15 protein-coding genes are annotated in these 14,997 nt (G+C 58.8%); 8 read left to right on the top strand and 7 right to left on the bottom strand.

Annotation, left to right across the window (positions count from 1 at the left end):
• Positions 1 to 8: 8 nt before the first annotated feature.
• From rbsD to EQV96_RS20895, 6 genes are read right to left on the bottom strand one after another with little or no spacing between them, the layout of a single operon-like run.
• Complete coding sequence (gene rbsD, locus EQV96_RS20920; RefSeq protein ID WP_095001978.1) at positions 9 to 413, bottom strand: D-ribose pyranase; 405 nt, start codon at positions 411 to 413, stop codon at positions 9 to 11.
• A complete protein-coding gene (gene rbsK / locus EQV96_RS20915; protein ID WP_095018576.1) occupies positions 410 to 1,330 on the bottom strand; it encodes a ribokinase in 921 nt (306 codons plus the stop codon). Before rbsK ends, rbsD begins: the two co-directional genes overlap by 4 nt.
• Positions 1,331 to 1,340: 10 nt before the next feature.
• Positions 1,341 to 2,375: a LacI family DNA-binding transcriptional regulator gene (locus tag EQV96_RS20910; protein WP_095023609.1), complete on the bottom strand. Its 1,035-nt coding sequence runs from the start codon at positions 2,373 to 2,375 to the stop codon at positions 1,341 to 1,343.
• Positions 2,376 to 2,378: 3 nt separating this feature from the next.
• On the bottom strand, positions 2,379 to 3,356 hold the full coding sequence (locus tag EQV96_RS20905) for an ABC transporter permease (protein ID WP_095001981.1): 978 nt from the start codon (positions 3,354 to 3,356) through the stop codon (positions 2,379 to 2,381).
• Positions 3,353 to 4,909, bottom strand: a complete 1,557-nt coding sequence (locus EQV96_RS20900) for a sugar ABC transporter ATP-binding protein (protein ID WP_095018574.1) — start codon at positions 4,907 to 4,909, stop codon at positions 3,353 to 3,355. Before EQV96_RS20900 ends, EQV96_RS20905 begins: the two co-directional genes overlap by 4 nt.
• A 55-nt stretch (positions 4,910 to 4,964) precedes the next feature.
• On the bottom strand, positions 4,965 to 5,918 hold the full coding sequence (locus EQV96_RS20895) for a sugar ABC transporter substrate-binding protein (RefSeq protein WP_095001983.1): 954 nt from the start codon (positions 5,916 to 5,918) through the stop codon (positions 4,965 to 4,967).
• Between the two features lie 438 nt (positions 5,919 to 6,356).
• Here EQV96_RS20895 and EQV96_RS20890 point away from each other — a divergent pair, with 438 nt between their 5' ends.
• From EQV96_RS20890 to lpxO, 8 genes are all read left to right on the top strand, one after another.
• Complete coding sequence (locus tag EQV96_RS20890; protein WP_095001984.1) at positions 6,357 to 7,436, top strand: asparaginase; 1,080 nt, start codon at positions 6,357 to 6,359, stop codon at positions 7,434 to 7,436.
• Positions 7,437 to 7,609: 173 nt separating this feature from the next.
• Positions 7,610 to 7,861, top strand: a complete 252-nt coding sequence (locus EQV96_RS20885; RefSeq protein WP_095001985.1) for a DUF1654 domain-containing protein — start codon at positions 7,610 to 7,612, stop codon at positions 7,859 to 7,861.
• 4 nt (positions 7,862 to 7,865) lie between these two features.
• Entirely contained in the window at positions 7,866 to 8,555 is a 690-nt protein-coding gene (locus tag EQV96_RS20880; RefSeq protein WP_095020767.1) for an endonuclease I family protein, read from the top strand.
• Between the two features lie 156 nt (positions 8,556 to 8,711).
• Complete coding sequence (locus EQV96_RS20875) at positions 8,712 to 9,425, top strand: GntR family transcriptional regulator (protein WP_095018572.1); 714 nt, start codon at positions 8,712 to 8,714, stop codon at positions 9,423 to 9,425.
• A complete protein-coding gene (locus EQV96_RS20870) occupies positions 9,422 to 10,426 on the top strand; it encodes an ADP-ribosylglycohydrolase family protein (RefSeq protein ID WP_095001988.1) in 1,005 nt (334 codons plus the stop codon). Before EQV96_RS20875 ends, EQV96_RS20870 begins: the two co-directional genes overlap by 4 nt.
• 98 nt (positions 10,427 to 10,524) lie before the next feature.
• Entirely contained in the window at positions 10,525 to 11,988 is a 1,464-nt protein-coding gene (locus EQV96_RS20865; protein WP_095001989.1) for a cytosine permease, read from the top strand.
• Positions 11,981 to 12,910 (top strand): PfkB family carbohydrate kinase, encoded by a 930-nt coding sequence (locus EQV96_RS20860; RefSeq protein WP_095018570.1) that lies wholly within the window; start codon positions 11,981 to 11,983, stop codon positions 12,908 to 12,910. The genes EQV96_RS20865 and EQV96_RS20860 overlap by 8 nt, the downstream gene beginning before the upstream one ends.
• A 234-nt stretch (positions 12,911 to 13,144) precedes the next feature.
• Positions 13,145 to 14,044 (top strand): lipid A hydroxylase LpxO, encoded by a 900-nt coding sequence (gene lpxO / locus EQV96_RS20855; RefSeq protein ID WP_095001991.1) that lies wholly within the window; start codon positions 13,145 to 13,147, stop codon positions 14,042 to 14,044.
• Between the two features lie 102 nt (positions 14,045 to 14,146).
• On the opposite strand, the gene copD is transcribed toward lpxO, so the two are convergent.
• On the bottom strand, positions 14,147 to 14,995 hold the full coding sequence (gene copD, locus EQV96_RS20850) for a copper homeostasis membrane protein CopD (RefSeq protein WP_095018569.1): 849 nt from the start codon (positions 14,993 to 14,995) through the stop codon (positions 14,147 to 14,149).
• Positions 14,996 to 14,997: the final 2 nt, after the last annotated feature.

Raw genomic sequence — 14,997 nt, 5'->3', positions numbered from 1 at the left:
TTATTTGTCTAAAAAGTCACGCCAGAGACCAAGGCAATATTGCAGTACGGGCGACACTCTCCAGTACGAACAATCACCTTTGCCTGCAGGCATAGTTCCTTGAAAGCATTATGGGTGAGCAGGCTCCTTGAGCCCAACTCCCCCTTGCCTGCATATTCGTCGATACATGACAGCGCCGGGCATGGCGCCTGCAACAACTCAGTGGCGAGCACATGGCTTTGCACCTGCATCTCACTGAGCAGGGCGCGCAACGTGCTGGCAACATCAGGCACGCCTTGAGTCAGGGCCAGATCAATCAGTTCGATGCCCTTGGGCACCGGCAAACCGGCATCGGCAATCACCACGATGTCGCCATGCCCCAGCGAGGCAACCAGCCGCGACAAGGCGATATTCAGCAGCGGTGTTTTTTTCATGGTGCTTTAAAGCCCTGAACATCACGCAACAATGGAATCGAAGGCTGAGCCCCCGCCCGAGTGACCGATAACGCGGCGGCGACCTGCGCAAAGCGTATCGCGTCGTCCTCTTCCATACCCGCCGCCAGCGCGGCAGAGAAGCCGCCGACAAAGGTATCGCCCGCCGCCGTGGCATCCACCGCCTCGACCTTGGGCGCAGTAAAGTGCATCACTCGGTGGGCACTGACAAACAAGGCCCCCAGCGCGCCCAGGGTGACAATCACCTTGCCCGCGCCCAGCTCGACCAACCGCCGGGCAGCCCGCCCGGCCGACTCAAGGGAATCAACCGGCACACCGCTAAGCGCCCAGGCCTCGCTCTCATTCGGGATCAGGTAGTCGATGGCGCCATACCAGTGCCCCGGCAACGGAGCACTGACCGGGGCGGGATTGAGGATCACCACTTTGCCCAGTTCACGTCCACGCGCCAGCACGCATCCGACTGTTTCCATCGGCACTTCAAGCTGGCAAACAAGCACTTGCGCACCTTGCAAGACGTGATCAAAGGCGCGGATATCTTCCGCGGCCAGGCAGCCATTGGCACCCGGCACCACCACAATGGTGTTCTGGCTGCAGGCATCCACCGTGATAAGGGCCACGCCGCTGGCACAGTCAGGCACGGTGCGCACTGCCACACAATCAACCCGGTCAGCCAGCAAGCCGTCGCGCAACTGCACGCCATAGGCGTCACCGCCGACACAGCCGAGCATTGCCACCCGGGCACCCAGGCGCGACGCTGCTACCGCCTGGTTCGCGCCCTTGCCACCGTGCACGGTGGTAAAGGATTGCCCGAACACCGTTTCCCCCGGGCGCGGCAATCTCTCGGTACGCGTGACCAGATCCATATTCAGACTGCCTGCAACCACAACATTCGCTTGCATGTATCGACACTCATCCAGTGATTGTAGGGGGGGATTTCAACGGTGCTTGCGCATAAGCCCGGGTGGACTCGCGCAGCACAATGTCGGGTTTGACGATCCGCTGCTCCACCGCCCGCCCGGGTACGGCAATGCGGCGCAACAATAACTGGGCAGCGATCTCGCCCAATTGCAGGATCGACTGCCCGACAGTTGTCAGCGACGGATAGACATAACGGCTCATCTGTACATCATCAAAACCAATCACCGACAACTGCTGGGGTACCCGAATATTGCGCTCGGCCGCCGCTCGCAATACGCCGATGCCCATCATGTCGTTGCAGGCAAAAATGGCCGAGGGCGGGTTGTGCTGCAGCAAGCTGACCGCCGCGTTGTAGCCCCCGACACTGCTGAAGTCACTCTCGACCATCCACTGCCCCTGAGGCGTTATACCCGCCTCCAGCAGCGCACGCCGATACCCGGCCATACGCAACTGCGCGACACGGGTGGCGGCGGGCCCGCCAATGCAGGCAATGGCACGATGCCCCAGATCGAGCAAGTGCCGCGTAGCCAGATAAGCCCCCAGTTCGTGGTCGATGCACACCAGGTCAGCCTCAACCCCCTCAAAGCTGCGATCGACAATCACCATCGGCGTGCGTACGCCGACCAACCCGCTGGCCATCCCCAGGTCGCCTGTGGACGAAGCGACCACCAGCCCGTCCACACGCTTTTCCAGCAGCACCCGCAGGTAATTGCGCTGCTTGACCGGGTCATCATCACAGTTGCACAGGATCACGCAGTAATTGTTGCGCTCACAGTAATCCTCGATACCTCGCGCCAACTCGGCAAAGTACGGGTTCAGGCTATTGGCCACCAGCAGGCCGATGGTCGCTGTGGTCTTGGCCTTGAGCGAGCGTGCTACCGCGCTGGGTACATACTCCAGGTGTGCAATGGCTTGCTCAACCTTCAAGCGCACAGGTTCACTGACAGGGCGGGTTTTATTCAAAACATGAGAAACCGTCGTGTACGAAATGCCTGCCATTGCCGCGACATCTTTAATCGTTGCCATTGCTCAATTCCGTCGCTGTGCGCGTTGACTGCGGTAAGTGTCCAATACCACTGCTATCACAATGACAGCACCGGTAATAATACGCTTGGTGGGTTCCGTCGCGCCGATTTGAGCCAGCCCTGCGGCCAATACTGAAATAATCAGCACACCAAAAAACGTACTGATCACCGAACCGCGCCCGCCCATCAAGCTCGTGCCACCGATCACCACGGCCGCAATCACCTGCAGTTCAAGGCCCGAACCGGCATTGGGGTCTGCCGCCTCGAGGCGGGATATCTGAAACAGCGCCGCCACTCCTGCCAACAACCCCATCAGGCTAAAGACCAAAATCTTGTAGGGCTTTGGATTGATACCGGCCAGGCGAACGGCTTCTTCGTTGGTGCCAATGCCAATCAGATAGCGCCCAAACACCGTGCGCGTCAGCACCGCCTGGGCGATGACAATAATCAGCAACGCAATAATGAACGCGGGCGAGATGCCAAAGGCAACCGGATTGGCAAGCCAGGCGAACGCGTCGCCGATATACGCCGTGCGCGATCCTGTAAGCTGGTAGGCCCCGCCCCGGGCCATTTCCAGCACCCCCAGCGAGACAATAAAAGACGGGATTTTCCAGGCCACCGTGATCGACCCCGTAAGGGTCCCCGCCAGGGCCGCACAGCCCATGCCCAGCAAAGCGGCAGGCAATACACTCCAGCCCCAGCCCAGAATCGCAACGCTGACCGCCGACGCTGCCAGGGCCAACACCGAGCCGACCGACAGGTCGATGCCGCCGATGATCAGCACAAAGGTCATGCCGACCGACAACACCATCAAGTCGGGGATCTGGTTGGCCAGCGTACTGAGCGTGTCATAGGAGAAAAAATGTTCACTCAGGCTGGAAAACAGAATGATCATGGCCAGCAGGGCGCCCGCCAACCCGAGGTAGGTGCCCATTCCGTAGTAGTTATGTGCACTTTTATGCGGCACGCGGGTAGGGTTCATGAGGCTTCCTTTGGCGTGGCTTCAGCAAGCAACGCATCTCGTTTTTGATAACCGGCAAAAGCTGCCGCCAGTAACTGTTCCTGACTCCAGCTGTCACGTTCAAAGGTATCGATCAGCCGGCCCGCAGACAGCACGCCAATGCGGTCACAAATCAGCATCAACTCGCGAAGATCGCTCGACACCACCACCAGCGCCTTGCCCTTGCGCGTCAGCTCGCCCAGCAGCCGGTAAATATCGAACTTGGCGCCAATATCGATACCGCGCGTAGGCTCATCGAACAGCAGAACCGAACAGTCGCGCTCCAGCCAGCGGCCAATGACGACCTTCTGCTGGTTGCCACCGGACAGTTGCGACACCACTTGTTCCGGGCCGCTGCTGCGGATGCCCATGGCGTCTATCTGACGCCGCGCCAATGCGGCCTCCTGCTCCCGGTTGACCAAGCCACTGCTTGAAATCCGATCCATATTGCCCAGGCCGATGTTGGCACTGATCGACTGGGTCAGCAGCAAGCCTTCACCCTTGCGGTCCTCGGTAATCAGTGCGATGCCCTGCCGGACAGCATCTGCCGGCGAATGGATGGTCACTACCTGCACAGGAGTACCCACTGCAACCGTGCCACTGTCGGCCACATCGGCACCATAGATCAGTCGCAGCAGTTCGGTGCGCCCTGCCCCGATCAGTCCGGAAATCCCGAAAATCTCGCCTTTTCTGACTTTAAACGATACATCTCGTACCTTGTCCGAGCGGCTGATACCACAGACTTCAAGCGCCGTTTCACCCAAGCTACGTTCGCCCAAATCCAGCTGATCACCCAACTCGCGGCCCACCATCAAGTTGACCAGTTGTTCGCTGTTGTAATCGGCAATGGGCTCGACGCACACCAGGCAACCGTCGCGCAGTACGGCAATCCGCTGCGCCACCTGTGCCAGCTCTTCAAGTCGATGGGAGATATACACAATCGCCACGCCACGGGCCTGCAGCCGTTCGATTTGCACAAAAAGCATTTCAACTTCACGGGCGGTGAGCATGGCCGTGGGCTCATCGAGGATGAGCACATGGCAATCGCCGATCAGGTTGCGCGCAATCTCGACCATCTGCTGATGGCCAATACCCAGCTCCCCGACCAGGGTGTCCGGGTCAATCGCCTCCAGACCCACCTGGCTCATGGCCTCAATGGCCGCTTTGCGCAACTGCTTGCGGCTGATCCAGCCCAGGTGGCCGGGCAATTTGTCCAGAAACAGGTTTTCCGCCACCGTCAGCGTGGGCAGCAGGTTCAGTTCCTGCATGACCATGCGCACACCCAATTGCTCGGCCTGCGCACGACTGCCCGGGGCATAGGCCTGGCCATTGAATTGCATGTGCCCGAGAGTCGGCACCTCCAGGCCACCCATGATCTTCGATAGTGTGCTTTTGCCAGCGCCATTCTCACCCGTCAGGGCCAGAACTTCGCCGCGATGCAACGACAGCTCGATAGCAGCCAGTACCGGCTGCTGAGTGTAGGTTTTACCAATCCCGCTGACCGTGAGGACCACGCTGGCATCAGGAGCAGACATGACATTTCTCCGGGCACCTGCCCGACCGGGCAAGTGCCTGCGACAGCGAGTGGGATTACTTGTTGATGACCAGTTCGACAGGGGTATCGATGACACCGTCCTTGAGGTTTTCAACCGGTTCTTTTTTGACCAGCTTGAGCGCCGTTTCGATGCCATAAACCGCCTGTTTGGCGGCAGCCTGATCGGCCGTTGCCAGCACACGGCCATCCTTGAGCATGGGTTTTATCGCATCGATGTTGTCATAGCCGACCACTTGCACCTTGCCGACCTTGCCTGCAGCCCGGATAGCCGACACCGCGCCCAGCGCCATGCTGTCATTGCCCGCCAGGATGGCCTTGAGGTTTGGATACTCGCTGAGCATGCCCGCCGCAACCTTGTTGCCACCGTCGATTTCCCAATTGCCCGACTGCACCGGCACAATCTTCATCCCGGCAGCGTTCATCGCATCCGTGAAACCCGCTGTGCGCATTTGCGCATTGGTCGTGGTCGATACACCCTCGATGATCCCGACCTCATCACCGGCCTTGAGCCTGGTGGCCAGGTACTCGCCGACCTCACGAGCCCCCTGCCTGTTGTTGGGCCCCACAAAGGGTACTTCGAGCCCTTTGCTTTTCAGCACCTGGGGGTCGAGCTGGTTGTCGATATTGACCACCACAATGCCACGGTCACTGGCCTTTTTGATGGCAGACACCAGCGCCTTGGAGTCTGCGGGCGCAATCACCAGCGCATCGACCTTGGCGATGATCATCTGATTGATGATGTCGATCTGGCCCGCAGTGTCCGTTTCATTTTTGATCCCGTTGGAAATCAGGTCGAAACTGGCGGCATTGGCCTTTTGATAATCCTCGCCACCCTTTTGCATGGTGACAAAGAACTCGTTTGCCAAGGACTTCATGACCAGGCCGACTTTGGGTTTTTGTGGCGTATCGGCATTGGCGACAGGGAGGGTAAGGGATGCCGCAGCCAGCATGGCGACAGCAAGAAGGCGTCCAGCAAATGGCAGCTTCATGGGGGCAACTCCGATCTTATGATTATTGTGAGCAACGTCCTGCTCGCACACGCCTGAGCGCCAAAAGCTGGGTGACTGGCATCAGGTCATGCCTGACTGCCAGAAATACAGACTCAAGAAAACGGCGCAAACGTTTGCTAGACCCTCACTATGGAAAGCCACCTGTTATTTGTCAATGTGAAAAAAAACGCGATCAGACACATCGATATTCGACTCTCCGAACAAAAAAAACGCTTCTGTTCGGAAAACCGTCCGGTTTCTTTTCCAGAAAGCGGATCGTGGAAATAAAGACCCATAAATCAATACGTTGTGTGCTCCCCGAGAAACTTCGCTTAGTGGCACAAATAGTGCTTTCCAGTCTCTATGCATGGTCAATAAATGGCACATGCCGAGCAAAGTGTGCAGTCATCGGCATACTCACTAATAAGAGAAAAAACAATGAAAAATGCTGTTTTGAAAACTTTTGTTCCGGGCGCACTGGCCCTGCTGCTGGCACTGCCGACCGCTCAAGCGCAAGAGGCTGTCACCAAGCCCAACGTCATCATCCTCGCCACTGGCGGCACTATCGCCGGTGCAGGTGCCAGCGCTGCCAACAGCGCCACTTACACGGCCGCTAAAGTCGGTATCGACAAATTGATCGCCGGCGTCCCTGAGCTAAGCCAACTGGCCAATGTGCGTGGCGAGCAAGTGATGCAAATTGCATCCGAGAGCATCACCAACGAAAACCTGCTGCAATTGGGCCGCCGGGTCGCCGAACTGGCTGACAGCAACGACGTTGATGGCATCGTTATCACCCACGGTACCGACACCCTCGAAGAAACCGCCTATTTCCTGAACCTGGTCGAAAAAACCGACAAGCCCATCGTGGTGGTCGGCTCCATGCGTCCGGGCACCGCCATGTCGGCTGACGGCATGCTGAACCTGTACAACGCCGTTGCCGTTGCCGGCAGCAAAGATGCGCGCGGCAAAGGCGTGCTGGTCACCATGAACGACGAAATCCAGTCGGGCCGTGATGTCAGCAAAATGATCAACATCAAGACCGAAGCCTTCAAAAGCCCGTGGGGTCCGCTGGGCATGGTCGTTGAAGGCAAGTCCTACTGGTTCCGCTTGCCAGCCAAGCGCCACACCATGGACTCCGAGTTCGACATCAAGAACATCAAGAGCCTGCCAAACGTTGGCATCGCCTACTCCTACGGCAATGTGGACGACACCGCCTATAAAGCGCTGGCCCAATCCGGTGCCAAAGCCATCATCCACGCGGGTACCGGCAACGGTTCAGTGTCCTCCAGCGTGGTGCCGACCTTGCAAGCCCTGCGTAAGGATGGCGTACAAATCATTCGTTCTTCCCACGTAAACAGCGGCGGTTTCGTACTGCGTAACGCAGAACAGCCTGACGACAAAAACGACTGGGTTGTTGCCCATGACCTGAACCCGCAGAAAGCCCGCATCCTGGCCATGGTCGCCCTGACCAAGACCCAGGACAGCAAAGAGCTGCAGCGCATCTTCTGGGAATACTGAGTGCTTGCTTGACGCCTTGGCGCGCTGAATAAGCAAGGCCGCCTCCCCTATGGGAGGCGGCCTTTTTATTGGTCGGACAAAAGCTGCGGCACAACCGGCAGTTGCACCAAACAGTTGCCAAATGTGGCGCAGTTAAATACTGTATGCGCATACAGCACACCAAGGATTGCATCATGGCTAAAAAAGCAGCAAAAGAGCCGACTCCGCCAAGCCCCTATGAAATTTTCGGCACACGTATACAAAAAATCATCAGCTCGCCAAAAGCTCAAAAAGACAAAATGGCGGTGCTTGAGCGACTCGAAGGCGATAACCCTGAGTTCTGGGAACGCCTGCTGGAAGAAATTTCTGAAAACGATAACGTCACTGTCGCCCATCGCGATGATGGCGGCGTGAATGTTTTCTGGACCGTGCTTGAGGAAGACTGAGTCAATGAGGGTTTGTTTACTGGTACTGCTCGGTCTTTTCACCGTTGCAAGCGCACAGGCCGCGGCCCCGAACACCTTCAGCGAAGCCAAGAAGGTTGCCTGGAAGCTCTACGCGCCGCAGTCCACCGAGTTCTACTGCGGTTGCAAATACACCGGCAACCGCGTCGATCTGAAAGCCTGCGGTTATATCCCGCGCAAAAATGCCAACCGTGCCGCACGCATCGAGTGGGAACATATCGTTCCCGCCTGGCAGATCGGCCATCAGCGCCAATGCTGGCAAAGTGGCGGGCGAAAAAACTGCACCCGCAATGACCCGGTGTTCAAAGTTGCTGAAGCCGACTTGCACAACCTGGTACCCAGCATCGGCGAGGTCAACGGGGACCGCAGCAATTTCAGTTTTGGCTGGTTGCCCGAGCAAAAAGGCCAATATGGTTCGTGCCTGACACAAGTCGATTTCAAATCCAAAAAGGTCATGCCCCGCCCCTCCATTCGCGGGATGATCGCGCGCACCTACTTTTACATGAGCAAGCAATACAACTTGCGTCTGTCCAGGCAGGACCGCCAGCTTTACGAAGCCTGGAACAAAACCTACCCGGTTCAAGCCTGGGAGCGCCAGCGCAATCAGGCGGTGGCCTGCGTGATGGGCCGTGGCAACGAATTCGTCGGCCCGGTCAACCTCAAAGCCTGCAGTTAAAATCCCCCCTGCCTGCACCCGCCTTGAGCCCTGGTTAAAACTGCGGTTCAAGGTGCTGTCCCTGCCCTTCGACGTTCGCTTTCGGCCAATCATTGTCCGACTGGATTCAGAGGGCGAATATTGCCGAACCGACAATGCTGAGCTATTACTTTCGGCATGATCAAACAGGTTCGATTCAATAAAAAACAACGGGTGGTAGACGAACTCGTCCACCGTATCGAAAGCGGGCTTCTGGCAGACGGTCACCTGCTGCCGGAAGCAGACCAATTGGCTCAAGAACTGCGTGTCAGCCACAGTACGTTGCGAGCAGCACTGGCCGAACTGGAAAAGCGAAAATACATTGCCAAACGCACCGAGGGCGGCGCCATCGTCACCTACGACGGTATTACGCTCGACCAAAACAACGGCTGGACACAGGCCCTGGCCAACACCGGCGCCCGTATCCACACCGAGCTACTGCGACTCGAGGCCATAGAGCGTGCGGACCTCCTGCATCGCTTCGGCTTGAGCCAGTTCGTGATCCTTGAGCGCCGCCGTCGCCGCGATGATGGCACTGCGATTTCTCTGGAACGCTCGTTCGTGCCCGCAACAGGTGGCCTGGAAGGTCTGCCACGTATAGGGCTGATTGACGACTCGCTCACCATTACGCTGGCGGCCTATGGCTTTGTCGGTGATCGTGGCGACCAATGGATTGGCGCCGAGCCGCTCGATGAAGAAGACGCACTATTGCTCGGCCGCCCCGCCGGCACGGTTTTTCTCAAAGCCCTGCGCACCACCTACGACCGCCAAGGACGCTTTATGGAAATGGTCGAGAGCTGGCTGGATCCTGTGCACTTTCGCATGTACCACTCATTTGGCACGCCAACATGACGCAGCCGGATCTCGCCCTTGGCGCACTGTACGGCCTGGCCCTGGGTGATGCGCTGGGCATGCCGACCCAATCGTTCAGTCGCGGACAGATCCAGGCCCGCTTCGGGCGCATTACAACCCTTGAAAATGCCCCGGCCGATCAACCCATTGCGCCAAATATGCCCGCGGGCTCAATCACCGACGATACCGAGCAGGCAATACTGGTCGGCCAACTGCTGGTTGAAGGCAAAGGCAATATTGACCCCCACCAGCTTGCCCGGCGCCTGATCAGTTGGGAGTCCGGCATGCGGGCCAAGGGTTCCCAGGACCTTCTGGGGCCATCAACCAAGCGCGCAATCGAGATGATCCTCGCTGGCCACAGCCCCACCGAATCGGGCCGCTACGGCACCACCAACGGCGCGGCCATGCGCATTGCTCCGGTAGGTATCGCCAGCGATATCAACCAGCCGGAACGCTTCATCCATTGTGTGGTTCAGGCGTGCCAGGTGACGCACAACACCAGCCTGGGGATTGCCAGCGCAGCCGCAGTGGCCGCCGTCATCTCCAGTGGCATAAACGGTAAAAAACTTGAGCACGCCCTCAATGCTGGCACTGAAATGGCCTTTATCGCCGAACACCAGGGTCACTGGGTTGCCGGGGGCCGCATCGGCCCGCGTATTCGCTGGGCCAGGCAGGCCAGCAGCGAGTGCAACCCCGACAATTTTGGCGACCTGCTCTATGACGTGATTGGCACTTCGGTCGCCTCCCAGGAGTCCGTAGTAGTCGCCTTTGCCCTTGCCCAACGCGTGGCCAGCGCAGGGCTGAACCGTTTCGATGCCCTGTGCATGGCCGCCAGCATCGGTGGCGACACCGACACCATTGCCGCCATCCTCGGCGCCATGCTTGGTGCCTGTGGAGGAATGCAACAGTGGCCCGCGACACTGATCGAACAGATCACAAGGGTCAACGACCTGCATCTGCAGCCTCTGGCACGCGATCTGTTAGCCCTGCGCCTTGCGTAAAAAACCTGCCATGGACAGCAACACGACGGGCCTGGCACAAAGTCAGCGCCACACACAGCCTGCGACAACGATAACAAGCGCATCAGGAGCCATACGCCATGACTTCCCCTGACCCCGGGCACAGTGCCGGGCAACTGGAAACACGCGGCATCGAGCCGGTTCCCGAAAACGAGTGCAACGGCAACCCCGGGCAGCTGTTCTGGGTATGGTTTGCTGCCAATATCAGCATCCTCGGCCTGCCACTGGGCGCCACGCTGGTGGCCTTCCATCAACTGGCCATCTGGCAGGTGGTCATCGTCGCCTTGATCGGGGCTGGCGGCTCGTTCGCCCTGGTCGGCGTCATCTCCATCGCCGGTCGACGGGGCCGAGCACCAAGCCTGACCCTATCGCGAGCTATATTCGGCGTACGGGGCAATATAGGTCCTACGCTGGTTTCACTGATTTCCCGTGTCGGCTGGGAAACCGTAAACACCACCACCGCGGCATTTGTGCTGCTGGCCTTGTCTTCAATCCTGTTCAATACCCCCACCGAAGCCAAAAGCGCACCGGTGCTCACCCTGGTGTTTATCGCCCTCTTCACCCTGCTGACCCTTGCGGTTTCAGGCCTGGGCCACGCCACGCTGCTGCTGATCCAGAAGTGGGCAACTTATGTGTTCGGCGCGCTCAACCTGCTGGTCGGCGGTTTTCTGTGCGCCACCATCGACTGGCCAGGCGTCTTCAGCGCCAGCCCGGCACCCGTCAGCGCCGTGATTATCGGGATTGGCATCATGGCCGCGGGCACCGGTATCGGTTGGGCCAACGCCGGGGCTGACATGTCGCGCTACCAAAAATCCAGCGTCAGCGCCGCGCAACTGGTGGCCAGCGCAGCCTGGGGCGCAGGGATTCCACTGGTTCTGCTGATCACTCTGGGGGGGTTGCTGACGGTCGGCAACCACGCACTGGCATCCGCAACCGACCCCATTGCAGCAATCCGCAGCCTGCTGCCCTCCTGGATGGCGGTTCCCTACCTGGTCAGCGCCTTTGGCGGCCTGTTGCTGTCCAATCATCTGTCCGTCTATTCGGCCGGCCTCACCACCCTGACCCTGGGTGTAAGAATCAAGCGGGTGCAGGCCGTCGTCGTGGATATCGTGGCGATTTTCTGTGGTTCGATTTACTTCATGCTGTTTGCCGACAGCTTTTACGGCCCTTTCATCACCTTTATTTCACTCACTGCCATTCCGATTACCGCCTGGGTAGCGATTTTTGTCGTCGACCTGCTGCACCGTCACTGCTACAGCGCCAACGACTTGCTCAACGTCAGCCCCAGCAGCGCCTACTGGTACAGCGGCGGCATCGAATGGCGGGCCTTGAGTGCCTGGGCCGTGGCCCTGCTGCTGGGGTTATGCTTTACCCGGGTTGGCAGCAACGATGCCGACTGGTTTACCGGCCCGCTCGCCGATTCCTGGCTGGGCCACAATGGCCTCGGCTGGGTCGTGACTTTCATCGTGGCTGGCGGCCTGTATGCGCTGCTGGGCGGCGCCAGAGACCGCCGCCTGCCAGCACAGGACAGCGCCCATGCCTAGATTGCTGCACACAGGCCAGGTGATCATCGATCTGGCCATGAGCCTGGACACACTGCCCGCCTCCGGCGGCGACGCGCTGGCCCACAGCGCCAGCTTTCACGCCGGTGGCGGGTTCAACGTAATGGCCGCTGCCCAGCGCAACGGCCTGCAGAGTGTGTACCTGGGGCGTCATGGTCAGGGACAGTTCGGTGACATGGCTCGCCAGGCCATGCACGCCGAGGGCATACACATGACCCTGCCAGTAGACCCGCATAAAGACACCGGGCTGTGCGTCGCACTCACCGAAGCCAGCGCCGAGCGTACTTTTATTTCCTGCATTGGTGCCGAAGGCGGGTTGTCTGCCCACGACCTCGCGCACGTCAGCGTGCAGCCCGACGACCATCTCTATGTCAGCGGTTACAGCCTGCTCCATGTCGGCAAGGCGAGGCCGCTTTTGCAGTGGATACAGGGCCTGGCGCAGAGTGTCCAGGTGACCTTCGATCCCGGCCCGTTACTGACCGATATTGACCCGCAACTGCTCGACGCCCTGCTCCCGCGCCTGAACCTGTGGACCGGCAACACTGCCGAAGCGCTGAGTTTTACCCATGCCCCCACACTGACCGACGCCCTGCCTGCCCTGAGCGCACGCCTGCCCACACACTGCCTTGCGGTTGTGCGCGACGGCCCGCAAGGCTGCTGGATCAGTGACCGCCACGGTCAGCAACACATCGCCGGGTTCAAGGTGCAGTGCATCGACAGCAATGGTGCCGGGGATGCTCATACAGGCGTGCTGATTGCCGCATTGGCGGCCGGGCATCCCGCACCGCAAGCGGCGCAACGGGCCAATGCAGCAGCGGCAATCGCCGTGACCCGTCGGGGGCCTGCCACAGCGCCGGGCGCTGGCGAAATTGATCGTTTATTGGGCGAAAATGGTTTTCATTGATCGAAAAAGAATTCCCCTACATGCAAATACGACTATAGGCCTGCCCACAACAGGACTAAAGACTGTAAAAAACATCTGCAAAAACATGATGAAACGTTAGAAAATATTCAAAATACTGTTTTAACCCTAACCAGGCTCACGGAATGCAACTCCAGCGCCCGATAACTCTTCTAGAGGTCGGGCCATTTGTGCGTGTTTGCAGGGCTGCGTTTCTCCTGAATTGTGAAGATACTCTTGAAACTCATCATTATTGCTGTCTACGTCTTGTCCATCGCCTATGTCCACCTGCGGGGCAAGGTTCGCCATAAGCTCGGGCGTCAACTGACCGATCACTCCTCCTTCCTGGCTCCGATCAACTGCTTTTTGTATCTGTTTTCCAAAGTGCCCGGCCAGCCCTACCTCAAACCTGCCGATTTCCCGGAACTGCAACCCTTGCAGGATCACTGGCAGGAAATCCGTGAAGAAGCGCGAAACCTGATGCAGGCGGGCGAGATCAAGCGTTCCGAGCAACCCAACGATGTCGGCTTCAACTCGTTTTTCAAAAGTGGCTGGAAGCGCTTTTACCTGAAGTGGTATGGCGACAACCACCCTTCGGCGGTCGAACTGTGCCCGCGCACCATTGAGCTGCTCAACAGCATCGGTACGGTCAAGGCCGCCATGTTTGCCGAATTGCCCCCTGGCTCCAAACTGGTGCGTCACCGCGACCCCTACGCCGGATCGCTGCGTTTTCACCTGGGCCTGGACACCCCGAATGATCCAGGCTGCTATATCAACGTTGACGGCCAGAACTACGCCTGGCGTGACGGCGAGGCGGTGATGTTTGACGAAACCTTTATCCATTACGCCGAAAACACTACCGATAAAAATCGCATCATCCTGTTCTGCGATGTCGAGCGTCCGATGCAGTATCGCTGGGCCAGTGCCTTCAATCAGTGGTTCAGCCGCACAGTGATGGCATCCGCCAGTTCGCCTAACGATGCCAGTGACAAAACCGGCGCCCTGAACCGCGCATTTACCCGGTTATACAAGATTCGCCTGCGCGGCAAAGAGCTGAAAAAGCGCAATCGCACGCGTTACTACGTAGAAAAATGGTTGGTGTTCGGCGGGTTGCTGGGTGTGTTTTTGTTGGTCTAGCCTTGTAGCCGCTACGAGGCACGAAGCTGCGAAGGGCTGCGTAGCGGGCCCGCACTTTTAGAGTCCTGCGGCCCTTAATGCAGCCTCGCACCTCGTCAGCCGCTACACCACCAGCGGCGGCAAGGTGCCCAGCAATGACACGGCGGCGACTGCCGCCAAGCCAAACAGCCATTCCAATGCAACGCTTCTGCGCAACAGGGTGAAGCGGCCCGCACGACTCATCAGCAGATTGAACAGCGCCAGCAGCAACATCACCCCCACCAGGGTCACCTTGATCAACAGAATCAGGGCGAAGCCTTCAAACAAAGGTGAAGGCCAGAGCGCACCGGTCAGCACGCGGGTATTGATCAGCCCGGTAAGAATAATCCCGGCGACCAACATAAACCCCAGATTGCTGAAGCGCTGCAACACAGCGCCCACGTCCTGACCGACAGGCCGCACAAGAATAAGCTGCAACCCCAACAGACCACCGATCCAGGCCCCCACACACGCCAGATGCACCCACTGGTTAAGCATCAGCAATTGCCCGCGCCAGCCATCCAGCATCGCGCCGTGACCCACTGGAGCCAACGTGCCCAGCAACAGAAAACCCAGCAACCAGATAAGGTTAAATCCGCTACGGGCATACAAGGCGAGCAACAACAGCACGCAAAACAGCAGATGAAAAGCCCACACCTGGCCGAAAAAGGTACTGCCCAACACCAGCCACAACGTCGCCGGGGCCAGGGTTTCAGGCCAGCTTCCTGCCATCGAGTGGGTGGTCAACAGTAACCAGGCAAGGCCGCTGGCCAGCGCCACCCAGGCCAGCACCCGGTTGACCTTGAGCAATTGGCCATCAATGTCGAAGGATGGCCATGCCCCGCGCAACAGAGGCCTGAATGCACAGGCTCCGAAGATCAGCAACACCACACTGAAATGCACAAACCGGCAGATCACCATTGCACTGAGCATCA

Source organism: Pseudomonas sp. TMW22080 (assembly GCF_022496745.1).
In the GTDB taxonomy this organism is placed as follows: Bacteria; Pseudomonadota; Gammaproteobacteria; order Pseudomonadales; family Pseudomonadaceae; genus Aquipseudomonas; species Aquipseudomonas bubulae.
The sequence above is the reverse complement of the archived record's forward strand: the minus strand, read 5'-3'. Positions and strand labels throughout refer to the sequence as shown.